Raw genomic sequence first — 22237 nt, 5'->3', positions numbered from 1 at the left:
GGAATGCTTGTACTCAAGCTTATTGGAAAAAATATTCCACATAAAAAATATTTAGAATAATTATTGATTGTTCGGTCCCGGACGTTTTAGTCTGCATCCACCAAGCGTGTTCGGCGCGACCTTCGCCCCGAACGCAGGCTGATAAAAATAACAGGAGCCAACATGGGCCAGACTCGTTTTGCCAGTGGGCGTCAATTGGATCTGATTTGCCTGGGGCGCCTTGGCGTCGACCTCTATGCGCAGCAAGTCGGGGCGCGGTTGGAAGATGTTTCAAGCTTCGCCAAATACCTCGGCGGGTCGTCCGCCAACATCGCTTTCGGCACGGCTCGGTTGGGTCTGAAATCGGCGATGCTGAGCCGGGTAGGGGACGACCATATGGGCCGCTTCCTCGTTGAATCCCTGGCCCGCGAAGGTTGCGACGTCAGCGGCATCAAGGTCGATCCGGAACGCCTGACCGCCATGGTCCTGCTGGGCCTCAAGGATCGCGAAACTTTTCCTTTGGTCTTCTACCGCGAAAACTGCGCCGACATGGCGCTGCGGGCCGAAGACATCAGCGAAGCCTTCATTGCCTCCAGCAAAGCCTTGCTGATCACCGGCACCCATTTCTCCACCGACGGCGTCTACAAGGCGAGCATCCAGGCGCTGGATTACGCCGAGAAGCACAACGTCAAACGGGTGCTGGACATCGACTATCGCCCCGTACTCTGGGGCCTGGCCGGCAAGGCCGACGGCGAAACCCGTTTCGTCGCCGACCAGAACGTCAGCCAGCATGTGCAGAAACTCCTCCCGCGTTTCGAGCTGATCGTCGGCACTGAAGAAGAGTTTTTGATTGCCGGCGGGTCCGAGGATTTGCTCACCGCACTGCGCAATGTTCGCCGCCTGAGCGCGGCGACCCTGGTGGTCAAGCTCGGCCCGCAGGGTTGCACGGTGATTCACGGGGTGATCCCGGTATGTCTTGAAGACGGCGCCATTTACCCCGGCGTTCGGGTGGAAGTCTTGAACGTGCTGGGGGCCGGCGATGCGTTCATGTCCGGCTTCCTCGCCGGTTGGCTGGAGGAAGCGAGCGACGAGCGCTGCTGTCAGTTGGCCAATGCCTGCGGCGGTCTGGTGGTGTCGCGCCATGCCTGTGCGCCGGCCATGCCGACCCGCGCCGAACTCGACTATCTGTTTAACAGCCCGGTGCCGATTACCCGGCCGGATCAGGACGCGGTGTTGCAGCGTCTGCATCAGGTCAGCGTGCCGCGCAAACAGTGGAAGCAGCTGTTCATTTTTGCTTTCGACCATCGCGGGCAACTGGTGGAGCTGGCGCACAAGGGCGGCCGCGACCTGAACGCCATCGGCGAACTCAAGCAACTGTTTATCAAAGCCGTGGAGCGGGTCGAAGCCGATTTGCGCGAGCAGGGCATCGAGGCCGATGTCGGGCTGCTGGCCGATCAACGCTTCGGCCAGGACTCGCTGAACGCCGCCACCGGTCGCGGCTGGTGGGTGGCGCGTCCGGTGGAAGTGCAAGGTTCGCGGCCATTGGCCTTCGAACATGGTCGCTCCATCGGTAGCAACCTGATCGCCTGGCCGCAGGAACAAATCATCAAGTGCCTGGTGCAATTCCATCCCGACGACGAACCGCTGCTGCGACTGGAACAGGAAGCGCAGATCAAGGGTTTGTATCAGGCCTCCCAGGTCAGTGGTCATGAGCTGCTGCTGGAAATCATCCCGCCCAAGGATCACCCGTCGACGCATCCGGACGTGCTGTATCGCGCGCTGAAACGCCTCTACAACCTGGGCATTTACCCGGCGTGGTGGAAGATCGAAGCGCAGAGCGCCGAGGAGTGGAAACAACTCGACGAGCTGATTCAGGCGCGTGATCCGTACTGCCGAGGCGTGGTGTTGCTGGGGCTGAATGCACCGGCGGCGGCACTGGCCGAAGGGTTTCAACAGGCCAGCCAGAGCCAGACTTGCCGTGGTTTCGCCGTGGGCCGCACGATTTTCCAGGAGCCGAGCCGCGCGTGGATGGCCGGTGAAATCGACGATGAAGCGCTGATCCGTCAGGTGCAGGGCACGTTTGTCGAACTGATCGATGCCTGGCGCACGGCCCGGGCCTGATGGACTGACGCAAATCAAATGTGGGAGCGGGCTTGCTCGCGAAGGCGGTGTATCAGGTGACATTAATGTTGAATGTGCCGCCGTCTTCGCGAGCAAGCCCGCTCCCACAGGGGGTCAGCGTAGGTCTTACTGATTTGTGTAAAACAATAAAAGGTGCAGCCATGCCCGCTATTCGAATTGGCATCAACCCGATCTCCTGGAGCAACGACGACCTGCCGTCCCTCGGTGGCGAGACGCCGCTGAGCACCGCCCTGAGTGAAGGCAAGGAAATCGGCTACGAAGGTTTCGAACTCAACGGCAAATTCCCCAAGGACGCCAAGGGTGTCGGCGATGTACTGCGCCCCTACGACCTGGCGCTGGTGTCCGGCTGGTATTCCAGCCGTCTGGCCCGTCGCTCGGTGGCCGAAGAAATCGACGCCATCGGCAGCCATGTCGAGCTGTTGGCGAAGAACGGCGCGAAGGTGCTGGTGTACGGTGAAGTCGCCGACTCCATTCAAGGCCAGCGCATTCCACTGGTTGAACGCCCACGTTTCCACACCGAACAGGCCTGGCAGGAATACGCCGACAAGCTCACCGAACTGGCGCGCTTCACCTTGTCCCAAGGCGTGCGCCTGGCCTACCACCACCACATGGGCGCCTACGTCGAATCCCCGGCCGACATCGACAAGTTGATGGCGTTGACCGGCAGTGAAGTCGGCCTGCTGTTCGACTCGGGCCATTGCTATATGGGCGGTGGCGAACCGTTGCAGGTGCTGCGCAAACACATCGAACGCATCTGCCACGTGCATTTCAAGGACGTGCGCAAACCGGTGGTGCAACTGGCGCGCAACAACCTGTGGAGCTTTCCGGACTGCATCATCAACGGCACGTTCACTGTGCCCGGCGATGGCGACATCGACTTCGGCGCCTTGCTCGACGTGCTGCTGTCGGCCGGTTACCACGGCTGGTTGGTGGTCGAAGCCGAGCAGGACCCGGCGGTGGCGCCAAGTTATGTCTACGCCAAAAAAGGCCACGACACCTTGCGTGCGCTGCTCGACGAGAGGATTGCGCTATGAGCCTGCTGGTCAAAAGCAACGCCCGTGGCCGGACCATGGTCGAGTTGGGCAAAGGTGAGCTGGAATACGTCGGCTTCGCCGCTTACCGCCTGAGTCTGGGCGAAACCTTGCCGGTGTCGGCCAGTGATAAAGAACTGTGCCTGGTGCTGCTCAGCGGTCGAGTCAGCATCAAGGGCGAAGCGCCGGGGCAGGGCGCGTTCGACTGGGACAACATCGGCGATCGTCAGTCGGTGTTCGAAGACAAATCCCCGTTCGCCGCGTACTTGCCACCCGGCAGTCAGGCGCAAGTGGTCGCGCTCAGCGATGTGCAAATTGCTGTGTGCGCCGCGCCCGGTTCAACGAGCAATGGCCTCGGCCCACGGCTGATCAAACCCGACAGCATGAAGCGCAGCGTGCGCGGCAAAGGCGCCAACACCCGTTACGTCTGCGACATTCTGCCTGACACCGAGCCAGCCTATTCGCTGCTGGTGGTGGAAGTGCGCACGCCTTCCGGCCACTCGTCGAGCTACCCGCCGCACAAGCACGACACCGACGATTTGCCGCACCAGAGTTTTCTTGAAGAAACCTATTACCACCAGATCAACCCGCCCCAGGGCTTCGTGTTCCAGCGGGTGTACACCGATGACCGCAGCATCGATCAGGCCATGGCCGTGGAAAACAGCGACCTCGTGGTCGTGCCCAAGGGCTATCACCCGGTCAGCGTGCCGTACGGCTACGAGTCGTATTACCTGAACGTGATGGCCGGCCCGAAACGTGTCTGGCAGTTCCATAACGATCCGCAGCACAGTTGGCTGCTTGATCTCTGAATTCCTACCTTTACACGGAGAACACGATCAATGAGCAACGCCCCGGTCATCGGCCACTACATCCACGGTCAAGTGCAAGACAGCGGCAGCGAGCGGTTCAGCAATGTCTTCAATCCCGCCACTGGCAGCGTTCAGGCGCGCGTCGGGCTGGCCAGCCAGAAGACCGTCGACGAAGCCGTCGCCTCGGCCCTGAAAGCCTTTCCGCAATGGTCCGAGCAATCGTCCCTGCGCCGTTCGCGGGTGATGTTCAAGTTCAAGGAATTGCTCGACCACCATCACGATGAGCTGGCAGAAATCATCAGCCGCGAACACGGCAAGGTGTTTTCGGACGCGAAAGGCGAAGTCACCCGGGGCATCGAAATCGTCGAGTACGCCTGCGGTGCGCCGAACCTGCTGAAAACCGAGTTCAGCGACAACATCGGCGGCGGTATCGATAACTGGAACCTGCGTCAGCCGCTGGGCGTCTGTGCCGGCGTGACGCCGTTCAACTTCCCGGTGATGGTGCCGCTGTGGATGATCCCGCTGGCGCTGATCACCGGTAACTGCTTCATCCTCAAGCCGTCCGAGCGCGACCCGTCCGCCAGTGTGCTGATGGCCCGTCTGTTGAGCGAAGCCGGTTTGCCGGATGGTGTGTTCAACGTGGTTCAGGGCGACAAGACCGCGGTCGACGCGTTGCTGCAACACCCGGACATCGAGGCGATTTCCTTTGTCGGCTCGACGCCGATTGCCGAGTACATCCACCAGCAAGCCACCTCCCGCGGCAAGCGCGTGCAGGCACTGGGCGGGGCGAAGAATCACATGATCGTCATGCCCGATGCGGATCTGGATCAAGCGGCGGATGCCTTGATCGGCGCGGCTTACGGCTCGGCCGGCGAGCGCTGCATGGCGATTTCGATTGCCGTGGCGGTGGGCGATGTCGGCGACCAGTTGATTGCCAAACTGCTGCCGCGTATCGATCAACTGAAAGTCGGCAACGGCCTGAACGGCGACAGCGACATGGGGCCGCTGGTGACCGCCGAGCACAAGGCCAAAGTCGAAGGTTTCATCGACGAAGGCGTGGCCCAGGGCGCGCAGCTGATCGTTGATGGCCGCCACTTCAAGGTGCCGGACGCCGAGAACGGCTTCTTCGTCGGCGCGACGCTGTTCGACAACGTCACGACCGATATGAGCATCTACCAGCAGGAAATTTTCGGCCCGGTGCTGGGCATCGTGCGGGTGCCGGACTTCGCCAGCGCCGTCGCGTTGATCAACGCCCACGAGTTCGGCAACGGCGTGTCCTGTTTCACCCGCGACGGCGGCATCGCCCGAGCCTTCGCCCGCACGATCAAGGTCGGCATGGTTGGCATCAACGTGCCGATTCCGGTGCCGATGGCCTGGCACTCTTTCGGCGGCTGGAAACGCTCGCTGTTCGGCGATCACCACGCTTACGGCGAAGAAGGCATCCGCTTCTACAGCCGTTACAAAAGCGTGATGCAGCGCTGGCCCGACAGCATTGCCAAGGGCCCTGAATTCAGCATGCCGACGGCCAACTGATTCACCTGTGCGGAGAACAACAATAATGAGCAAACCCCTGCGTTTCGCCCTGAACCGTATGGTCGCCCCACGTTTGTCCCTGCCCGCGTTCATCGAGCTGGCGGTGACCCTCAAGGCCGACGCCATCGAAATTCGCAACGACCTTAAAGGCGTCGAGATCGAAGACGGCACCGCCCCCGAGCGCGTCCGTGAGTTGTGTGCCGCCAAGGGCATTACCGTGCTGTCGATCAACGCGCTGTATCCGTTTGATGTATGGAATGACGAGCGTCGTGTGCAGGCCCTGAAGCTCGCCGCTTATGCGCGTGATTGCGGCGCTCAAGGGTTGGTCATGTGTCCGCTCAATGACCGTGCCGACCCGCGTAATGAGGCCGCACGTGCTTCAGGTCTGCGCACGGCGTTGAGTGAGCTGGCGCCGATCCTGCGGGACTGCGGCATTCTCGGTTTCATCGAACCGCTGGGTTTCGAAGAATGCTCGCTTCGCCGCAAGCGCACGGCAGTGGACGCGATCAAGGCCATCGGCGGGCTGGATGTGTTCCGTGTGGTTCACGACACCTTTCACCATCACCTGGCCGGCGAGCATGAATTTTTCCCCGAGCTGACCGGGCTGGTGCACATCTCCGGTGTCGAAGATGCCGAGGCCCCGTTGGCGACCATTCGCGACGGCCACCGGGTGTTGGTGGGCGAGGGCGACATCCTTGGCAGCGCGGCGCAAATCGACACCTTGCTCAGCAGCGGTTACAGCGGCTACCTGTCGTTCGAACCGTTTGCCGACAGCGTCCATGGCCTGGCGGATATCCAGCAGGCGATCGGCGCGAGCATGGATCACCTGAAGAACTCTTTGGCCTGAAAGGTGCGGTTATGACCACAACAAGACTGACCATGGCCCAGGCCCTGGTGAAATTCCTCGATAACCAGTACATCGAGGTCGATGGGGTTCAAAGCAAATTCGTCGCCGGGGTCTTTACCATATTCGGTCACGGTAATGTGCTGGGCCTGGGGCAGGCCCTGGAGCAGGACAGTGGCGACCTGATCGTCCATCAAGGTCGCAACGAGCAAGGCATGGCCCACGCGGCCATCGGTTTTGCCAAGCAACACCTGCGGCGCAAGATCTACGCCTGCTCTTCATCGGTAGGGCCGGGCGCGGCGAACATGCTGACCGCCGCCGCGACGGCGACTGCCAACCGCATTCCCTTGCTGCTGTTGCCTGGCGATGTCTATGCCTGCCGCCAGCCGGACCCGGTGCTGCAACAGATCGAGCAGTTCCACGACCTGAGCATCAGCACCAACGACGCGTTCAAGGCCGTGAGCAAATACTGGGACCGCATCAACCGTCCCGAGCAGTTGATGACGGCGGCGATCCACGCCATGCGTGTGCTCACCGACCCCGCCGAAACCGGTGCGGTGACCCTGGCCTTGCCACAAGATGTGCAAGCCGAGGCCTACGACTACCCCGATTACTTCCTGCAAAAACGCGTGCACCGCATCGAGCGTCGTCCGGCGACTGAAGCGATGCTGGGTGATGCGCTGGCGCTGTTCAAAGGCAAGCGCAAGCCGCTGATCATTTGCGGTGGCGGGGTCAGATACTCTGGCGCCAATGCCGCCTTGCAGGCGTTTGCCGAGCGCTTCGATATTCCCTTCGCCGAAACCCAGGCCGGCAAGAGTGCGGTGGTGTCCAGTCACCCGCTGAACGTTGGCGGGATTGGTGAAACCGGCTGTCTGGCGGCGAATCTGTTAGCCAGGGATGCGGATCTGATCATCGGAGTCGGCACCCGCTACAGCGATTTCACCACCGCGTCGAAATCCCTGTTCCAGCACCCGGACGTGCAATTTCTCAACCTCAACATCAGCCCCTGCGATGCCCTGAAACTCGACGGTGTGCAACTGCTGGCGGACGCCAAAGTCGGCTTGCAAGCCCTGGCTGAAGCCTTGGGCGATTACCGTTCTGCGTGGGGTGATCAACCGGGGCAAGCCAAGGCGCAACTGGACGAGGAAGTCGACCGTATCTATCAGGTCGAATACCAGAGCAAAGACTTCATCCCGGAAATCAACGACCACATGGACCCGGCGGTGCTGCGCGAATTCATCGAGCTGACCGGTTCCTGCCTGACCCAGAGCCGTGTGCTCGGTGTGCTCAATGAAACCCTCGCCGATGACGCCGTGATCGTCGCCGCCGCCGGCAGTCTGCCCGGTGACTTGCAGCGCAGCTGGCGCAGCAAGGGGGTGAACACCTATCACGTCGAGTACGGCTATTCCTGCATGGGTTATGAAGTGAACGCCGCGCTGGGCGTGAAACTCGCCGAGCCGGATCGCGAGGTCTACGCGCTGGTCGGCGACGGCTCCTACATGATGCTGCATTCCGAACTGGCGACCTCGATTCAGGAGCGACGCAAGATCAACGTGGTGTTGCTCGACAACATGACCTTCGGTTGCATCAACAACCTGCAGATGGAACACGGCATGGACAGCTTCGGCACTGAGTTCCGTTTCCGCAACCCGGAAACCGGCAAGCTCGACGGCGGTTTCGTGCCGGTGGATTTCGCCATGAGCGCAGCGGCCTATGGCTGCAAGACCTACAAGGTGAACACTGTTGAAGAGCTGCAAGCTGCATTGGCCGATGCGCGATTGCAGACCGTGTCGACGCTGATCGACATCAAGGTTCTGCCAAAAACCATGATTCACGGCTACCTGTCGTGGTGGCGGGTCGGTGTGGCGCAAGTCTCCACCAGTGCCCGCACCGATGCGGTGGCCAAGACCCTGAATGAACGACTGGCCAAGGCCCGTCAGTACTGATTGCCCCTGAAACGAACAACTACTACTCCAGGAGTCTTTATATGTCTTTAAAGCTAGGCGTCATCGGCACCGGGGCCATCGGCCAGGATCACATTCGTCGTTGCAGCCAGACCTTGCTCAATAGCCAGGTCGTTGCAGTGACCGACATCAACTTGCAGCAAGCCGCGAAGGTCGTTTCCGACCTGAAGCTGACCGCCGAGATCTATCCCGACGGCCACGCGCTGATCAAGGCGCCCGAAGTCGAAGCGATCCTCGTCACCTCCTGGGGCCCGAGTCACGAAGAGTTCGTGCTGGCGGCGATTGCCGCGGGTAAACCGGTGTTCTGCGAGAAGCCGCTGGCGGTCACCGCTGAAGGCTGCCGCAAGATCGTCGAGGCCGAAGTGGCCCACGGCAAGCGCTTGGTCCAGGTCGGTTTCATGCGTCCTTACGATGAAGGTTATCGCGCACTCAAAGCGGTGATCGACAGCGGTCAGATTGGTGAGCCATTGATGTTGCACTGCGCGCACCGCAACCCGACCGTGGGTGAGAACTACAAGACCGACATGGCAATCACCGACACGCTGATCCATGAGCTGGATGTGTTGCGCTGGTTGCTCGACGACGATTACGTGTCGGTGCAAGTGGTATTCCCGCGCAAGAGCAGCAAGGCACTCGCACATTTGAGAGACCCGCAGATCGTGCTGCTGGAAACCGCCAAGGGCACGCGCATCGACGTGGAAGTGTTCGTTAACTGCCAATACGGCTACGACATCCAGTGCGAAGTGGTGGGGGAGACCGGCATCGCCAAACTGCCGGAGCCGTCGCAGGTTCAGTTGCGCAGCGGGGCGAAGTTGTCCAACGCGATTTTGATGGATTGGAAGGATCGGTTTATTGCCGCGTATGACGTTGAGTTGCAGGCGTTCATCGATGGTGTGCGGGCCGGGCAGGTCGGTGGGCCATCGGCGTGGGACGGGTTTGCCGCCGCAGTCGCTGCGGATGCCTGCATCGAGGCGCAGAACAGCGGAGCCATCGTCAAAGTTGCTCTCCCTGACCGCCCACACTTCTACGGCTAACCCCGACTCCTTGTGGGAGCGAGCTTGCTCGCGATGACGGCGGTACTTTCAAAATAGATGTGACTGTCAGACCGCTATCGCGAGCAAGCTCGCTCACAGGGTCTGCGTTCCATAAGGAGAATATTTCATGCGTATCGGACTTGTCGGTTACGGCCATGGCGGCCGGTTTTTCCATGCTCCGCTGATCAGCAGTTTGCCGACGGCGACGTTCGTTGGTGTGGTCACCCGTTCACCGGAACGCCGACAATTGCTGGCGGCCGAGCACCCAGGGGTGCCAGCGTTCGACAGCATCGGCCAACTGGTGGAGGCCGGGATCGATGTGCTGGTGGTGTCCACACCGCTCAAGGGCCGACCAGCGCTGGTGCTCGATGGCATCGAACACGGTGTGGCGGTGGTCAGCGACAAACCGTTCGCCGCTGACGCGCAGCAAGCCCAAACCCTGATCACCATGGCCGAGCGCCAGGGCGTGCAGCTCAGCGTCTACCAGAACCGTCGCTGGGACTCGGACTTCCTGACCGTGCGCAAACTCATCGAATCCGGTGCGCTGGGTCAGATCACTCGTTTCGAATCGCGGATCGAGCGTTACTCACCGCAGGTGGTGAATAACGGCAGTGGCGGTGGCTTCCTGCGCGATCTCGGTAGCCATCTGGTGGATCAGGCGTTGTTGTTGTTCGGCCCGGTGACACGGGTCTACGCCGAACTGGACTACCAGGAAAAAGGCCAGGTCTTCGATAACGGCTTCTTTGTGGCCCTGACCCATGCCAGTGGCGTCACCTCCCACCTGGGCGGCAGTTGCCTGCAAAACACCCCCGGCCCGCGCTTTCGGGTGACCGGCACCCAAGGCTGTTACAGCGTCGACGGTCTGGACGGGCAAGAAGCATCGGCACTCGCCGGGCTCTCGCCGAAATCCGAAGGGGAGCGCTGGGGTGTTGAAGAACATCGTCGCTGGGGTTGGTTCGAACAGGGTGAAGTGCGCGAGCGGGTTCCCTCCGAACGCGGTTGCTGGAATCAGTTCTATTTACAGCTACAAGCCGCATTGCAGAGCGGTGGCCCGCTGCCTGTGGACGCCCGTGATGCACTGGCAACCACCCGCGTGCTAGACGCTGCGCGACTGAGCGCCGAGCGGCATCAAGTGGTGGAATTGAGCCCGTTCAAGAGCCATGGAATAAAATCAGAATAAAATTCTAAAATGAGTTGATATAGAAAATATTTTCTAATAAAGTCATTTTCAGCGACCTGCCTCGCAACCTGTTTCAACCCTTTTCCCGCTTGCCTGCTTACTGAAATCGTCACGCCTCATCCATAAAACCAACAAGAATGTGGAGAAAGACTTTTCATGAAGACCAAGACCCGCTTCGCCTCACTTGCCTTGTCCCTGATGTTCGCCAGTAGCGCGGCGCTCGCCGATATGAAGATCGGCGTCAGCATGTCCCAATTCGATGACACCTGGCTGACCTACCTGCGCGAATCCATGGACAAGAAAGCCAAGTCCTATCCCGAGGGCGTACAGCTGCAATTCGAAGACGCCCGCAGCGACGTGGTCAAGCAGTTGAGTCAGGTCGAAAACTTCATCAGCCAGAAGGTCGATGCCATCGTGGTCAACCCGGTGGATACCGCCGCCACCCGTAAAATCACCGAAGCCGCCGTCAAGGCCGGCATCCCGCTGGTCTACGTCAACCGCCGCCCCGATGACCTGAAGCTGCCCAAAGGCGTAGTGACTGTCGCCTCCAACGATCTGGAGGCCGGTGAAATGCAGATGCAGTACCTGGCCGACAAAATGGGCGGCAAGGGCGACATCGTGATTCTGCTGGGCGACCTCGCGAACAACTCCACCACCAACCGCACCAAGGGCGTCAAAGACGTGCTGGCCAAATACCCGAACATCAAGATCGAGCAGGAGCAGACCGGGACCTGGTTGCGGGATAAAGGCATGACCCTGGTCAACGACTGGCTGACCCAGGGCCGCAAGTTTGACGCGGTCATAGCCAACAACGACGAAATGGCGATTGGTGCTGCGATGGCCCTGCAACAGGCCGGCATTGAGAAGGGCAGTGTGCTGATCGCCGGTGTCGACGGTACGCCGGACGGCTTGAACGCAATCAAGAAAGGCAACATGGCGGTCTCGGTATTCCAGGACGCCAAGGGTCAGGCCGACGGTTCGATCGACACCGCCGTGAAAATGGCCAAGAACGAACCGGTTGAACAGGCCGTGTGGGTGCCATACCGCTTGATCACCCCGCAAAACGTCGACACGTTCAAATAGCCCGTCGGTTCAATAACAACAATAAATACGCAAGGTGCGACCGCGACCTTGCTGATGGAGTACCTGATCATGTTCGCTTCAGCGACTGCTTCGAGCACCCCGTTGGTGGGTATCCAGCCAGCTGCGACACCTGTCGATGAGCCGTACCTGCTGGAGATCATCAACGTCAGCAAGGGATTTCCCGGTGTGGTGGCCTTGTCCGATGTGCAGCTTCGGGTACGCCCCGGTTCCGTGCTGGCCCTGATGGGCGAAAACGGCGCGGGCAAATCCACCCTGATGAAAATCATTGCCGGCATCTATCAGCCGGACGCCGGTGAATTGCGCCTGCGGGGCAAACCGGTGGTCTTCGAAACGCCATTGGCCGCGCTCCAGGCCGGGATCGCGATGATTCACCAGGAACTCAACCTGATGCCGCACATGAGCATCGCCGAGAACATCTGGATCGGCCGTGAGCAGCTCAACGGTTTCCACATGATCGACCACCGTGAAATGCATCGCTGCACGGCGAAACTGCTGGAACGCCTGCGGATCAACCTCGATCCGCAAGAGCAGGTCGGCAACCTGAGCATCGCCGAACGGCAGATGGTCGAGATCGCCAAAGCCGTGTCCTACGATTCCGACATCCTGATCATGGACGAACCGACCTCGGCCATTACCGACAAGGAAGTCGCGCATCTGTTCTCGATCATTGCCGACCTCAAGAGTCAGGGCAAAGGCATCATCTACATCACCCATAAAATGAACGAAGTGTTCAGCATCGCCGATGAAGTGGCGGTGTTCCGTGACGGCGCCTACATCGGTTTGCAGCGGGCCGACAGCATGGACGGCGACAGCCTGATTTCGATGATGGTCGGCCGCGAACTGAGCCAGTTGTTCCCGGTGCGTGAAAAGCCGATCGGCGATCTGCTGCTGTCGGTGCGCGACCTTAAACTGGACGGCATTTTCAAGGATGTTTCCTTCGACCTGCACGCCGGCGAGATCCTCGGCATTGCCGGGTTGATGGGCTCGGGGCGGACCAACGTCGCCGAAGCGATTTTCGGCATCACCCCGAGCGACGGTGGCGAGATTCGTCTCGACGGCGAAGTGCTGCGCATCAGCGATCCGCACATGGCGATCGAGAAGGGCTTCGCGTTACTGACCGAAGATCGCAAGCTCAGCGGCCTGTTCCCGTGCCTGTCGGTGCTGGAGAACATGGAGATGGCAGTGTTGCCGCATTACGCCGGCCACGGTTTCATCCAGCAAAAAGCCTTGCGCGCCCTGTGCGAAGACATGTGCAAGAAGCTGCGGGTCAAAACCCCGTCGTTGGAGCAGTGCATCGACACCTTGTCCGGTGGTAATCAGCAGAAGGCATTGTTGGCTCGCTGGCTGATGACCAATCCACGGATCCTGATTCTCGACGAGCCGACCCGCGGTATCGACGTCGGCGCCAAGGCCGAGATCTACCGGCTCATCTCCTGCCTCGCCAGCGAAGGCATGGCAGTGATCATGATTTCCTCGGAGCTGCCGGAAGTGCTCGGCATGAGCGACCGGGTGATGGTCATGCACGAGGGCGACCTGATGGGCACCCTCGACCGCAGCGAAGCGACCCAGGAACGAGTGATGCAATTGGCCTCGGGCATGTCCGCGGTTCACTAATGGATGCCGGCGTTGGTTGTGGCCAGCGTCGGCGACGCGATAGAAGGGTGAGTGTTTATGAACGCGATACTGGAAAACAAGCCAGCAACGGCACCGGTCAAGAGTCGCCGGCGCTTTCCGACCGAGTTGAGTATTTTCCTGGTGCTGATTGGCATCGGCCTGGTCTTTGAAGTGTTTGGCTGGATCGTGCGCGACCAGAGCTTCCTGATGAACTCCCAGCGTCTGGTGCTGATGATCCTACAGGTGTCGATCATCGGTCTGCTGGCGATCGGCGTGACCCAGGTCATCATCACCACCGGCATCGACCTGTCCTCCGGCTCGGTGCTGGCGCTGTCGGCGATGATCGCTGCCAGTCTGGCCCAGACCTCGGACTTCGCTCGGGCGGTGTTCCCCTCGCTGACTGACTTGCCAGTGTGGATCCCGGTAATTGCCGGGCTCGGGGTCGGTCTGCTGGCGGGGGCGATCAACGGCAGCATCATTGCCATCACCGGTATCCCGCCGTTCATTGCCACCCTCGGCATGATGGTCTCGGCCCGTGGCCTTGCGCGTTACTACACCGAAGGCCAACCGGTGAGCATGCTCTCGGATTCCTACACGGCGATCGGACACGGCGCGATGCCGGTGATCATTTTCCTGGTGGTCGCGGTGATCTTTCACATCGCCCTGCGTTACACCAAGTACGGCAAGTACACCTACGCCATCGGCGGCAACATGCAGGCGGCGCGTACCTCGGGGATCAACGTCAAGCGGCATCTGGTGATCGTCTACAGCATCGCCGGGTTGCTGGCAGGCCTGGCGGGTGTGGTGGCGTCGGCACGGGCCGCGACCGGGCAAGCCGGGATGGGCATGTCTTATGAGCTGGACGCGATTGCCGCAGCAGTGATCGGCGGCACCAGCCTGGCCGGCGGAGTAGGGCGCATCACCGGCACGGTCATCGGCGCACTGATCCTCGGGGTCATGGCCAGCGGTTTCACCTTCGTCGGCGTCGATGCTTACATTCAGGACATCATCAAAGGCCTGATCATCGTGGTGGCAGTGGTCATCGATCAGTACCGCAACAAGCGCAAACTCAAGCGCTGAGCCTCAGATAAAGCAGCCAATGCGCCACGCCTGACCCGCGTGGCGCAGCCGTTTGTCTTCTATATACAGCCGCTCGATTGAATTTCTTGCTATAAACGCACTCCGATAACCACCGCAAAGACTGCCATAGAGCACTTTCAGGGCTTTGTCGGACAAATTCGCTGTCTTTTCAGTTGCTGAGGCCTCAAGTCGGCCTTAGACTGCCGCCCCTCGTAAATTGAGTGCCGGGTGGCGCTTGGAATTAAACGGCGCCTTTCCGATGGCCAACCCAGGTCCGCCGGAACGCTCCCTAATTCGCCTTAATGCACGTTTTTTTATAGAGATATCAATGACAAAGGACAAGTTGCTGGCCATGCCGGCGGATGACTACATGAATGCCGAGCAACATGCTTTTTTCTCTGAGCTGTTGCAGAACATGAAAGTCGAAACCCATGAGCGCATCGAACAGAATCGCATCGCCATCGAAAGCCTGGATACCCCGGCCGATCCGGCCGACGCTGCTTCTGTTGAAGAAGAGCGCACCTGGCTGGTGAACGCGATCGATCGCGACCAGCGCATGCTGCCTCAGTTGGAACAGGCTCTGGAACGCATCAAGGAAGACAGCTTTGGCTGGTGCGACGACAGCGGCGAGGCCATTGGCCTGAAGCGCCTGCTGATCAGCCCGACCACCAAGTACTGCATCGAAGCTCAAGAGCGTCACGAACAGATCGACAAGCACCAGCGTCAGGCCTGATTTCGTAACGCCCCGCATCGCGGGCAAGCCTCACTCCTGTCAGGAGCAAGGCTTGCCCGCGATGCTTTTTTTCGTCTGCGAAAAACCCACGCATTTCTATTGATCTGCTGCAACGCCCACTACTAATGGACCATAGATAATGGCCTTGTAGTGGCGTTTAATGCCGATACAACAATTAAAATTATTCGTGGGGTGACGAAGATGACGCGTGACGGATCTGTGGTTGCGGCAGTGCCTGCACCCGTACTTTTGCCGAAAAACCTTTGGCTGACGCCGACCCTGCAAAGCATCGCCCTGATGCTGTTGTTGTGCGGCATGACGCTGGGCGGCTGGTCGCTTTACCTGGGCCTGCCATTGGCGGTGCTGGTGATATGGCTACCTCGCTTGCGCTCGCGCGCCATCCCTGAGGCAACCCCCGTCGACAGCGCCAGCGCGATTGCCGAGTTGACTCGCGATCTTTCCTACACCACCAGTCATAACGCGTTGTCTGCCGCCGGTGTGGCCTTTTCGGTCAAGCAACTGGCCGACAAACTGCAATCGCAGCTCGGTGCCGCGGCGCAGATTGTCAGCAACGCCGAAGTGATGATCGCTACCGAACAAGCCACCTCGACACTCAGTCGGGAAGCCCTCAGTGCGGCCAGCGAGGCTCATCGGAGCAGCGCGGCAGGGCGTACGGAGCTGATCGAGTCCATCGCCCGTATGCATCAACTCAGTCAGCGCGCCAGTAACAGCCGTGAACTGATCGAAGCCCTGAGCCTGCGCAGTGACGATATCCAACGGGTCACCCTGGTGATCCAGTCCATCGCCAGCCAGACCAATCTGCTGGCTTTGAACGCGGCTATCGAGGCGGCGCGGGCCGGCGAGCATGGTCGCGGATTTGCGGTGGTGGCCGATGAGGTTCGCGGTCTGGCCGCGCGTACCGCGACGGCCACCGGCGAAGTCGGGGAGATGGTCGCTGATATTCAGCAACGCACCGCGCAAGTGGTGGAGCAGATCCGTCAACTGTCCAGCGACCTAGACACCGGTGTCGAGCAGGTCGAACACACCGGTCAGCACCTGGAGAACATTGCACGTCTGGCTGCCGGCGTCGAAAGCCAGGTCGGGGAAATCGCCAGGGGCGCCGACACCAACCGCGAACAACTTGATAGCCTGTTTCACGCCATCGAACAGATGCGCAGCGACCTGGCGATCAGCGACCAACAGACCCAGCGCCTGGCCCAGGCCGCCGTGCAAATGGAAGGTCAGGCCGAAACCATCAGCGAACGCCTCGCCGAAGTCGGGCTGGATGACTACCACCAACGGATTTATGACCTGGCCCGCGAAGGCGCGAGTCAGATTGCGGCGCGCTTTGAAGCGGATATCGACGAGGGCCGCGTTAGCCTCGACGACCTGTTTGACCGCAATTACCAAACCATTGCCAACACCAGCCCGGCCAAGTACCAGACCCGCTTCGATCGCTACGCCGATCAGGTCTTGCCGGCGATCCAGGAACCCTTGTTGCCGCGTCATGAAGGTCTTGTGTTCGCCATCGCCTGTACGCAGCAGGGCTATGTGCCGACCCACAACAAGGTCTTCAGCCAACCACTGACCGGTGATGCGCAGGTCGATACCTTGCAGAACCGCACCAAACGCAAATTCGCCGACCGCACCGGGATTCGCTGCGGTAGTCACCAGCAGGCCGTACTGCTGCAAACCTACACCCGCGACACCGGTGAACTGATGCATGACCTCTCGGTGCCCATCATGCTCAAGGGCCGGCATTGGGGGGGGTTGCGGTTGGGTTACAAGCCGGAAAACCCTCGTTGAGGCCTCTCCCTACAGATGCAGGCTAGTGGATCTGATGCATCCGCAGGTTCAGGTCGTCGACCACCCGCGCCCAATCCGCGTCTTCACGCAATTGTTCTTTCAGGAAGCCTGCTTGCTGCGGGGTCCAGAACTCGGCATCGATGAGTTTCTTGTCGTCGGCCAGGGGTGAATGGCTGGCAATGAAATCGTCGATGGCCTTCTCGCTGGAGTCCAGACCGAGTTGGTCGAACAAGCCTTTCAAGTCATGTGTGGGTGAATCCATGTTCATCTCCTTCAGGTTGCTCAGTTGCATTGAGCGCGCAATCGGCAGTGCTGTGTCATTGCATCTGAGGGAACCGCGCGCCAAGAGTTCGATTGGGGTTTAGCAGCTTTCTGCGGATTCGCCACCATGATGGCACTAGGCTATTGCCTGTTGCGGTTTCAAGGATTACGATACCGTCGCGTTTTTGGCGTCACTTAGCCGCCACTCAAAGAGTTCGAACAAGGATGTAGGCGACACTCGCTCCCCAGGTTTACCGCCTTTCAGTGCTGAATTGCCCGTCCCTTGCGCGACTTTCTTTCGAGCCGACGTATCCCCGATCCCGCATGAAAAGGATGTATGCAGTGAAGCGTCTTGTTTATCTGATGGCCATCGCGCTAGGCCTGTCGTTGACTGGTTGTGTGTCTTTCACACCGCTGGGCCCCATCGGCGACCCCTTGAAACCCGCACCATCGACTCTTGATCGCAGTGCCGAGATCAGGGACGTGGTGATTTCCGCCCCCGAGCTGGACGATAAGGTGCGTGTCGCCGGCAGCCGGCAGTTGACCGAGCAGATCAGCACCTATGTCGACAAAAGCGATTACTTCAAGCGAATCGTGGTGTTCCCGGCCAAGGCGGGTGAGGACGACGTGGTGCTCAAGTTCAACCTGACTTCGCTAGCAGGCAAACGCACCATGCACCCGGCTTACATTCCCGGCGCGCTGGTGACCTTGACCCTCTGGATCTGGGTCGACGGTCCGATTTACGTCGATAAATACGACCTCGCGGGGGAGCTGATCATCGAAGACCGTCAGGGCAAGCAACTGGCCAGGTCGGTCGAGCAGGTCAAGCTCGACAAGAATGTCGGCCTGTGGAACGCCGATTACCTCAATCCCCGCCTGGGCGGTACCCAGTTGCGTGAGTTGATCGCTCACTTGTTGGCCGGCGCCACCCCTCAACTGCGTACACCGTCAAAGGAATTGGCAGCACATGAATAAGTACTTTTTGGTTTTGCTGGTGTTGGTCAGCAGCACCCTGACCGGCTGCATTTCCTACTCCCAACATGATTTGCCACCGGTGGACCAGTGGCCACCGGCCCAGGCCAGACAAGACAAGCCCAGTGCTTATCTGCACGTGACCACTCAGCAGCAGTTCAACGGCGAACTGTCGGGTGGCGTGGGCAATGCGGCGCTGGTGGAAAAGAACATGCTGGAAACCTTCAAGGAATCCGGACAGTTCAAAAACGTGACTACCGACAAAGTCGACTCGAACCTGTACGTCACGAGTACCTTGACCAATAACGAGAAGGGCAATATCGCCAGTGCCTGGCTGACGGGGTTCACGCTGTTCGTGATCCCGACTACGTTCAGCAATACCTTCACGCTGGAAACGGTGTTCAAGGATCAGGAAGGCAACGTGCTGGGCAAAATCGTCAAACAGGAGAGCACGCGCACTTGGTTGCAGATTCTGCTGATTGTCGGGTTGCCGTTCAATGAACGAGGGGACGTGTTGCTCAAGCACCTGACCCAAAGCACGCTGGATGAAGCGGTCAAGCGCAAGCTGATCTGATTATTTGTCGACATCAAAGCGTGCAGCCTGCGCAAGGTTGGCACGCTGCAGACACCTCTCGGGCCGAGGCAGGTTCTGGCCTGATACAGCGCGGTGGCGGTCTTGGATATCGCGCTGTTCAGCGCCGGTTCCCGGACGTGTCCATCCCATCTCAGGCTTTCAATGCACCTTCATCGACCGCAACCTTCAGCGCCTTGGCGGCTTCCTGCGCAGCGATGGCGGCGACGTCCGAGGTCTTGAACCAGCGATCCTTCTCGACCTGGTGATACGTCACGGTGGTCAGCGGTGGTTTGGCGCGCATGATAATGACTGCCTGGAATTCGCCTTCGACTTCTCTGGCTTCGCCCCGGATAAAAAATTCACCGATATCAAATTCCGTCACGTAGCAGCCTTCCCTTGAAATATTCTGTTGTTTTGAACGCCGCCCACCCTGGGGACGGGTTTCATTGGTCGGGCAGTATGGCAGCAGTTGCATGCTGGCGGCTGAGTTAAGTCGCCGGCATGACGAAGCGTCTATGGAAATGAACGGGCGGGACCGTCAACCGCGTAATTCGAGCGAGCGGGCAAGGGCGCAGGCTTCGTTATGATTGCCGCGGAAACCTCTGACGCGGCCGGTGGAAATTTCCTTGATATGAAAAAAGGCATTGCCGGCCAGAATGACCTGAAAGCGTGGCCGGGCGAGCTCTGCAGGGTAGTATTCATGCGGTTGAAACATCCCTGGGGGCAGTGTCCTCAAGCTGTTCGAATTGGGCGCCTGAGGGTGAGCAAAATGTGTCAGCGTGCACATATGAAGTCCTTTTCGTTGTTTTACCGACGTGTGTACGTGGTTTTGGGTAGTCTCGATGAGCATCGCTGCTCTAGAATCACCGTCAGTGTTTGGCGATCGATGTTCATCTAAAGCAATTTTTTGCTGGCGATATGTCGGAAAAGTGCTTTTGTTAAAGAGATTTTTCCCTAAAGTTGGTAGTCCCGTTTTTCTGGCCGTCGCAAGGGCTTTTTCCTTCAACCTCTGACGAACGCCAGGCAAGACGACGTGAGTGTTGTTCCAGTAGTCTTCTCAAGCCTCGCGATGGATGAGCCCTCTGCTCGTTTCAGGATTTCAACCTGGGCCTTTTTGCGACACCTTCGGCATTGCCGCTTTTTTCTGCTGTGCGCTGTTTTCCTGTGTGCAGCATCATTTTCAGATGTGGGGATGTTTCCTTGGCAGTAAGTAATCTCGATATGCATGCTTTGTTCGTGCTGGGTGATTTGCGCGCAAAGCTGGTTAAACAGTTCCAGTCACGTTTTGTTTACGTCACCGAACAGAACGCTGAAGGCATTTATATTGCCGAGATCGACACCGAAGAGGCGCTGGTGGTTGATGACAAACCAGGGCTTAAACTCAAGGTCGGCGATCATTTCAGCGCCTCTGTATTGCCCAGTCGTGAAGGCGGCAAGCTGGACATCAAGTTCCGCGAAATCAAACTGACGGTTTACGGCCTGGGTGATTACGCGTTCGTTACCACCGCTGATGGTCACGGGATCGTGTTCAAGGAAGGTCATAGCGTGGTGATGGTGTTCGCCGCTCACCAACAGTTGCAGGAAGGCCTGACTAAAACCCTGAAAGCGGTGACCGCCAAGGCTGCCAAGTGGCGCAAGGGGGAACTGGTCACCTTCAAGGCCAGCGAATAATGACCCTGTCCCGCGCCGACTTCCACGAACAGAACCAGGCCAGTGCGCAAGCCGAAGCCCAGCGGCTGTTCGACCAGAAGGCTGTTTTGCAAGGTGCATGGCTGGGTTGGGTGGCGTCACAGATCTATACGTTACGTCTGGCGGAGTACGCCAGCATGGTACGAAGAGCGCTGTCGCGCTTGCAGGAACCTCCCGAAAACTGATTGACCTCCCTCGAAAGCAGGAACCTCTACTACAGTCAGTGGACTGAGTATTCAGAGGCTTTGCGGTCTTCTGCCAGGCCATCCTGCTATTGCTGTGAACAGCACGAGGTGCAAAAGCATGAACGGATTTCGACGGTTGCTGGCCGCTACTATGGCCACTTTCGGATTGTTGGCTTCACCCGTTCCGGTGTTCGCTGCCCAGGCGCCGATCCACTTCGCCGACCTGAACTGGGAAAGCGGCAGCCTGATTACCGATATCCTGCGGATCATCGTCGAGAAGGGCTACGGGCTGCCGACCGATACCTTGCCGGGGACGACCATCACACTGGAGACCGCACTGGCCAACAATGACATTCAGGTCATTGGCGAAGAGTGGGCCGGTCGCAGTCCGGTCTGGGTCAAGGCTGAGGCCGAAGGCAAAGTCGCGAGTCTGGGCGATACGGTCAAGGGCGCCACCGAAGGTTGGTGGGTGCCCGAATATGTGATCAAGGGCGACCCGGCGAAAGGCATCAAGCCGCTGGCGCCGGGCCTGCGCAGTGTCAGCGACCTGCCGAAATACAAGGACGTGTTCAGCGATCCGGAAACCCCGGGCAAGGGGCGCTTCCTCAACAGCCCGATCGGCTGGACGTCGGAAGTGGTCAACAAACAAAAACTCAAGGCGTATGGGCTGGACGACAGCTATGTGAATTTCCGCAGCGGCTCCGGCGCAGCGCTGGATGCGGAGATTAGTTCTTCTATTCGTCGCGGCAAACCGGTGCTGTTCTATTACTGGTCGCCTACACCATTGCTCGGCCGCTTCAAACTTGTTCAGCTGGAAGAGCCGCCGTTCGACGCCGATGCCTGGAAAACCCTGACCGACGCCGACAACCCGAATCCGAAACCGACTCGCTCACTGGCCTCGAAGCTGTCCATTGGCGTGTCCACGCCATTCCAGAAACAGTATCCGCAGATTGCCGAGTTCTTCACCAAGGTCGACTTGCCAATCGATCCATTGAACAAGGCGCTGGCCGAGATGAGCGAAAAACACACCCCGCCACGTCAAGCGGCGCAGGCGTTCATGAAGGCGCACCCGGACGTGTGGCAGGCCTGGGTGCCCAAGGAGGTGGCCGACAAGGTGTCTGCAGAATTGAAGTAAGGGGTGGGACCATGGCGCTGCAAAGTCATCGATCAGCACTGATGGCTGTCCGCCATTGCTGACGAATACCCTTACAAAATCGTTCAAGGAAGTTCATCCTGCTGCGACATTTCACGCTGGAAGTCCGAACATGAGCCTATTGATCGCGCAATGGATGGCTGCCATCTTCCTGTTGATCAGCCTGATCCACCTGTATTGGGCGGCAGGTGGCACGTTGGGTAGCGAGGCGGCGGTCCCGCGAATATCCGCAGAGGGCGGCGCGGAATCCAGGCCGGCCTTCAAGCCTTCAGGCTTTGCCACGTTGCTGGTGGCGGTCGGGTTACTGCTGATTGCGATGCTGGTGTGCTTGCGAGTCGGCCTGTATCTGCCGACGGTGCATCACTGGTCGCTGCAATGGGTGATCAGCGCGATTGCGATGCTGATGTTCGCCAGGGCGATCGGCGATTCGAATTTGATTGGGTTCTTCAAGCAGGTGAAGGATTCGAGGTTTGCCCGGCTCGACACCTGGGCTTATTCGCCGTTGTGCATGGTGTTGGGGGCGGGGTTGTTGGCAGTTGCCTGGATTTGA

22 protein-coding genes are annotated in these 22237 nt (G+C 59.4%); 19 read left to right on the top strand and 3 right to left on the bottom strand.

All coding sequences use genetic code 11. The features are described from left to right. Nucleotides 1-162 precede the first annotated feature (162 nt). The 13 genes from iolC to FQ187_RS17495 all read left to right on the top strand — a co-directional run bounded on the left by iolC (nucleotide 163) and on the right by FQ187_RS17495 (nucleotide 16853). Complete coding sequence (gene iolC, locus FQ187_RS17555) at nucleotides 163-2100, top strand: 5-dehydro-2-deoxygluconokinase (RefSeq protein WP_149630442.1); 1938 nt, start codon at nucleotides 163-165, stop codon at nucleotides 2098-2100. A gap of 161 nt (nucleotides 2101-2261) precedes the next feature. Beyond that, a complete protein-coding gene (gene iolE, locus FQ187_RS17550) occupies nucleotides 2262-3155 on the top strand; it encodes a myo-inosose-2 dehydratase (RefSeq protein ID WP_149630441.1) in 894 nt (297 codons plus the stop codon). Then, nucleotides 3152-3961, top strand: coding sequence for a 5-deoxy-glucuronate isomerase (iolB, locus tag FQ187_RS17545; RefSeq protein WP_149630440.1), 810 nt, complete (start codon nucleotides 3152-3154; stop codon nucleotides 3959-3961). Before iolE ends, iolB begins: the two co-directional genes overlap by 4 nt. A 30-nt stretch (nucleotides 3962-3991) precedes the next feature. After that, a complete protein-coding gene (locus FQ187_RS17540) occupies nucleotides 3992-5494 on the top strand; it encodes a CoA-acylating methylmalonate-semialdehyde dehydrogenase (RefSeq protein WP_149630439.1) in 1503 nt (500 codons plus the stop codon). A gap of 25 nt (nucleotides 5495-5519) precedes the next feature. Then, nucleotides 5520-6341, top strand: a complete 822-nt coding sequence (locus FQ187_RS17535) for a TIM barrel protein (protein WP_149630438.1) — start codon at nucleotides 5520-5522, stop codon at nucleotides 6339-6341. Nucleotides 6342-6352: 11 nt separating this feature from the next. Further along, entirely contained in the window at nucleotides 6353-8284 is a 1932-nt protein-coding gene (iolD, locus tag FQ187_RS17530) for a 3D-(3,5/4)-trihydroxycyclohexane-1,2-dione acylhydrolase (decyclizing) (RefSeq protein ID WP_149630437.1), read from the top strand. A 41-nt stretch (nucleotides 8285-8325) separates the two neighbouring features. Then, nucleotides 8326-9336 (top strand): Gfo/Idh/MocA family protein, encoded by a 1011-nt coding sequence (locus tag FQ187_RS17525; RefSeq protein ID WP_149630436.1) that lies wholly within the window; start codon nucleotides 8326-8328, stop codon nucleotides 9334-9336. Nucleotides 9337-9463: 127 nt separating this feature from the next. Beyond that, nucleotides 9464-10516: a Gfo/Idh/MocA family protein gene (locus tag FQ187_RS17520; protein WP_149630435.1), complete on the top strand. Its 1053-nt coding sequence runs from the start codon at nucleotides 9464-9466 to the stop codon at nucleotides 10514-10516. Between the two features lie 156 nt (nucleotides 10517-10672). Continuing rightward, nucleotides 10673-11599, top strand: coding sequence for a sugar ABC transporter substrate-binding protein (locus tag FQ187_RS17515; protein ID WP_149630434.1), 927 nt, complete (start codon nucleotides 10673-10675; stop codon nucleotides 11597-11599). Nucleotides 11600-11668: 69 nt separating this feature from the next. After that, nucleotides 11669-13234 (top strand): sugar ABC transporter ATP-binding protein, encoded by a 1566-nt coding sequence (locus tag FQ187_RS17510; RefSeq protein ID WP_149630433.1) that lies wholly within the window; start codon nucleotides 11669-11671, stop codon nucleotides 13232-13234. 57 nt (nucleotides 13235-13291) lie between these two features. After that, nucleotides 13292-14314 carry an ABC transporter permease gene (locus FQ187_RS17505; RefSeq protein ID WP_008153855.1) on the top strand — a complete coding sequence of 341 codons (1023 nt, stop codon included), beginning with the start codon at nucleotides 13292-13294 and terminating at the stop codon, nucleotides 14312-14314. A gap of 328 nt (nucleotides 14315-14642) precedes the next feature. Then, nucleotides 14643-15047: a TraR/DksA family transcriptional regulator gene (locus FQ187_RS17500; RefSeq protein WP_007907888.1), complete on the top strand. Its 405-nt coding sequence runs from the start codon at nucleotides 14643-14645 to the stop codon at nucleotides 15045-15047. A 201-nt stretch (nucleotides 15048-15248) separates the two neighbouring features. Further along, a complete protein-coding gene (locus FQ187_RS17495; RefSeq protein ID WP_149630432.1) occupies nucleotides 15249-16853 on the top strand; it encodes a methyl-accepting chemotaxis protein in 1605 nt (534 codons plus the stop codon). 22 nt (nucleotides 16854-16875) lie between these two features. Here FQ187_RS17495 and FQ187_RS17490 read toward each other — a convergent pair whose 3' ends face one another. Beyond that, a complete protein-coding gene (locus FQ187_RS17490; protein ID WP_033057641.1) occupies nucleotides 16876-17115 on the bottom strand; it encodes a DUF2789 domain-containing protein in 240 nt (79 codons plus the stop codon). Nucleotides 17116-17456: 341 nt separating this feature from the next. Between FQ187_RS17490 and FQ187_RS17485 the strand changes: the two genes are divergently transcribed. After that, complete coding sequence (locus tag FQ187_RS17485) at nucleotides 17457-18089, top strand: hypothetical protein (protein WP_149630431.1); 633 nt, start codon at nucleotides 17457-17459, stop codon at nucleotides 18087-18089. Then, entirely contained in the window at nucleotides 18082-18660 is a 579-nt protein-coding gene (locus FQ187_RS17480) for a hypothetical protein (RefSeq protein ID WP_149630430.1), read from the top strand. Before FQ187_RS17485 ends, FQ187_RS17480 begins: the two co-directional genes overlap by 8 nt. Nucleotides 18661-18811: 151 nt before the next feature. On the opposite strand, the gene FQ187_RS17475 is transcribed toward FQ187_RS17480, so the two are convergent. Both FQ187_RS17475 and FQ187_RS17470 read right to left on the bottom strand, forming a co-directional pair. Further along, nucleotides 18812-19042, bottom strand: coding sequence for a hypothetical protein (locus FQ187_RS17475; RefSeq protein WP_149630429.1), 231 nt, complete (start codon nucleotides 19040-19042; stop codon nucleotides 18812-18814). Between the two features lie 156 nt (nucleotides 19043-19198). Next, on the bottom strand, nucleotides 19199-19447 hold the full coding sequence (locus FQ187_RS17470; protein WP_149630462.1) for a hypothetical protein: 249 nt from the start codon (nucleotides 19445-19447) through the stop codon (nucleotides 19199-19201). A gap of 413 nt (nucleotides 19448-19860) precedes the next feature. On the opposite strand from FQ187_RS17470, the gene FQ187_RS17465 reads away from it, so the two are divergent. The 4 genes from FQ187_RS17465 (at nucleotide 19861) to FQ187_RS17450 (ending at nucleotide 22237) form a co-directional block, all read left to right on the top strand. Then, complete coding sequence (locus tag FQ187_RS17465) at nucleotides 19861-20331, top strand: hypothetical protein (RefSeq protein WP_054052821.1); 471 nt, start codon at nucleotides 19861-19863, stop codon at nucleotides 20329-20331. Then, on the top strand, nucleotides 20331-20534 hold the full coding sequence (locus FQ187_RS17460) for a hypothetical protein (RefSeq protein ID WP_149630428.1): 204 nt from the start codon (nucleotides 20331-20333) through the stop codon (nucleotides 20532-20534). Before FQ187_RS17465 ends, FQ187_RS17460 begins: the two co-directional genes overlap by 1 nt. A 118-nt stretch (nucleotides 20535-20652) precedes the next feature. Next, nucleotides 20653-21669, top strand: a complete 1017-nt coding sequence (locus tag FQ187_RS17455; protein ID WP_149630427.1) for an ABC transporter substrate-binding protein — start codon at nucleotides 20653-20655, stop codon at nucleotides 21667-21669. Nucleotides 21670-21799: 130 nt separating this feature from the next. After that, the gene (locus FQ187_RS17450; RefSeq protein WP_149630426.1) at nucleotides 21800-22237 is read left to right on the top strand and encodes a DUF3995 domain-containing protein; all 438 of its coding nucleotides are present in this window, start codon (nucleotides 21800-21802) and stop codon (nucleotides 22235-22237) included.

The sequence above is a fragment of the Pseudomonas sp. ANT_J28 genome (assembly GCF_008370005.1).
GTDB classification, from domain to species: Bacteria; Pseudomonadota; Gammaproteobacteria; order Pseudomonadales; family Pseudomonadaceae; genus Aquipseudomonas; species Aquipseudomonas frigoris.
The sequence above is the reverse complement of the archived record's forward strand: the minus strand, read 5'-3'. Positions and strand labels throughout refer to the sequence as shown.

Coding starts and splice junctions, on each gene's coding strand:
- iolC (WP_149630442.1), top strand. CDS start 163: ATGGGCCAGACTCGTTTTGCCAGTGGGCGTCAATTGGATCTGATTTGC.
- iolE (WP_149630441.1), top strand. CDS start 2,262: ATGCCCGCTATTCGAATTGGCATCAACCCGATCTCCTGGAGCAACGAC.
- iolB (WP_149630440.1), top strand. CDS start 3,152: ATGAGCCTGCTGGTCAAAAGCAACGCCCGTGGCCGGACCATGGTCGAG.
- FQ187_RS17540 (WP_149630439.1), top strand. CDS start 3,992: ATGAGCAACGCCCCGGTCATCGGCCACTACATCCACGGTCAAGTGCAA.
- FQ187_RS17535 (WP_149630438.1), top strand. CDS start 5,520: ATGAGCAAACCCCTGCGTTTCGCCCTGAACCGTATGGTCGCCCCACGT.
- iolD (WP_149630437.1), top strand. CDS start 6,353: ATGACCACAACAAGACTGACCATGGCCCAGGCCCTGGTGAAATTCCTC.
- FQ187_RS17525 (WP_149630436.1), top strand. CDS start 8,326: ATGTCTTTAAAGCTAGGCGTCATCGGCACCGGGGCCATCGGCCAGGAT.
- FQ187_RS17520 (WP_149630435.1), top strand. CDS start 9,464: ATGCGTATCGGACTTGTCGGTTACGGCCATGGCGGCCGGTTTTTCCAT.
- FQ187_RS17515 (WP_149630434.1), top strand. CDS start 10,673: ATGAAGACCAAGACCCGCTTCGCCTCACTTGCCTTGTCCCTGATGTTC.
- FQ187_RS17510 (WP_149630433.1), top strand. CDS start 11,669: ATGTTCGCTTCAGCGACTGCTTCGAGCACCCCGTTGGTGGGTATCCAG.
- FQ187_RS17505 (WP_008153855.1), top strand. CDS start 13,292: ATGAACGCGATACTGGAAAACAAGCCAGCAACGGCACCGGTCAAGAGT.
- FQ187_RS17500 (WP_007907888.1), top strand. CDS start 14,643: ATGACAAAGGACAAGTTGCTGGCCATGCCGGCGGATGACTACATGAAT.
- FQ187_RS17495 (WP_149630432.1), top strand. CDS start 15,249: ATGACGCGTGACGGATCTGTGGTTGCGGCAGTGCCTGCACCCGTACTT.
- FQ187_RS17490 (WP_033057641.1), bottom strand. CDS start 17,115: ATGGATTCACCCACACATGACTTGAAAGGCTTGTTCGACCAACTCGGT.
- FQ187_RS17480 (WP_149630430.1), top strand. CDS start 18,082: ATGAATAAGTACTTTTTGGTTTTGCTGGTGTTGGTCAGCAGCACCCTG.
- FQ187_RS17470 (WP_149630462.1), bottom strand. CDS start 19,447: ATGTGCACGCTGACACATTTTGCTCACCCTCAGGCGCCCAATTCGAAC.
- FQ187_RS17460 (WP_149630428.1), top strand. CDS start 20,331: ATGACCCTGTCCCGCGCCGACTTCCACGAACAGAACCAGGCCAGTGCG.
- FQ187_RS17455 (WP_149630427.1), top strand. CDS start 20,653: ATGAACGGATTTCGACGGTTGCTGGCCGCTACTATGGCCACTTTCGGA.
- FQ187_RS17450 (WP_149630426.1), top strand. CDS start 21,800: ATGAGCCTATTGATCGCGCAATGGATGGCTGCCATCTTCCTGTTGATC.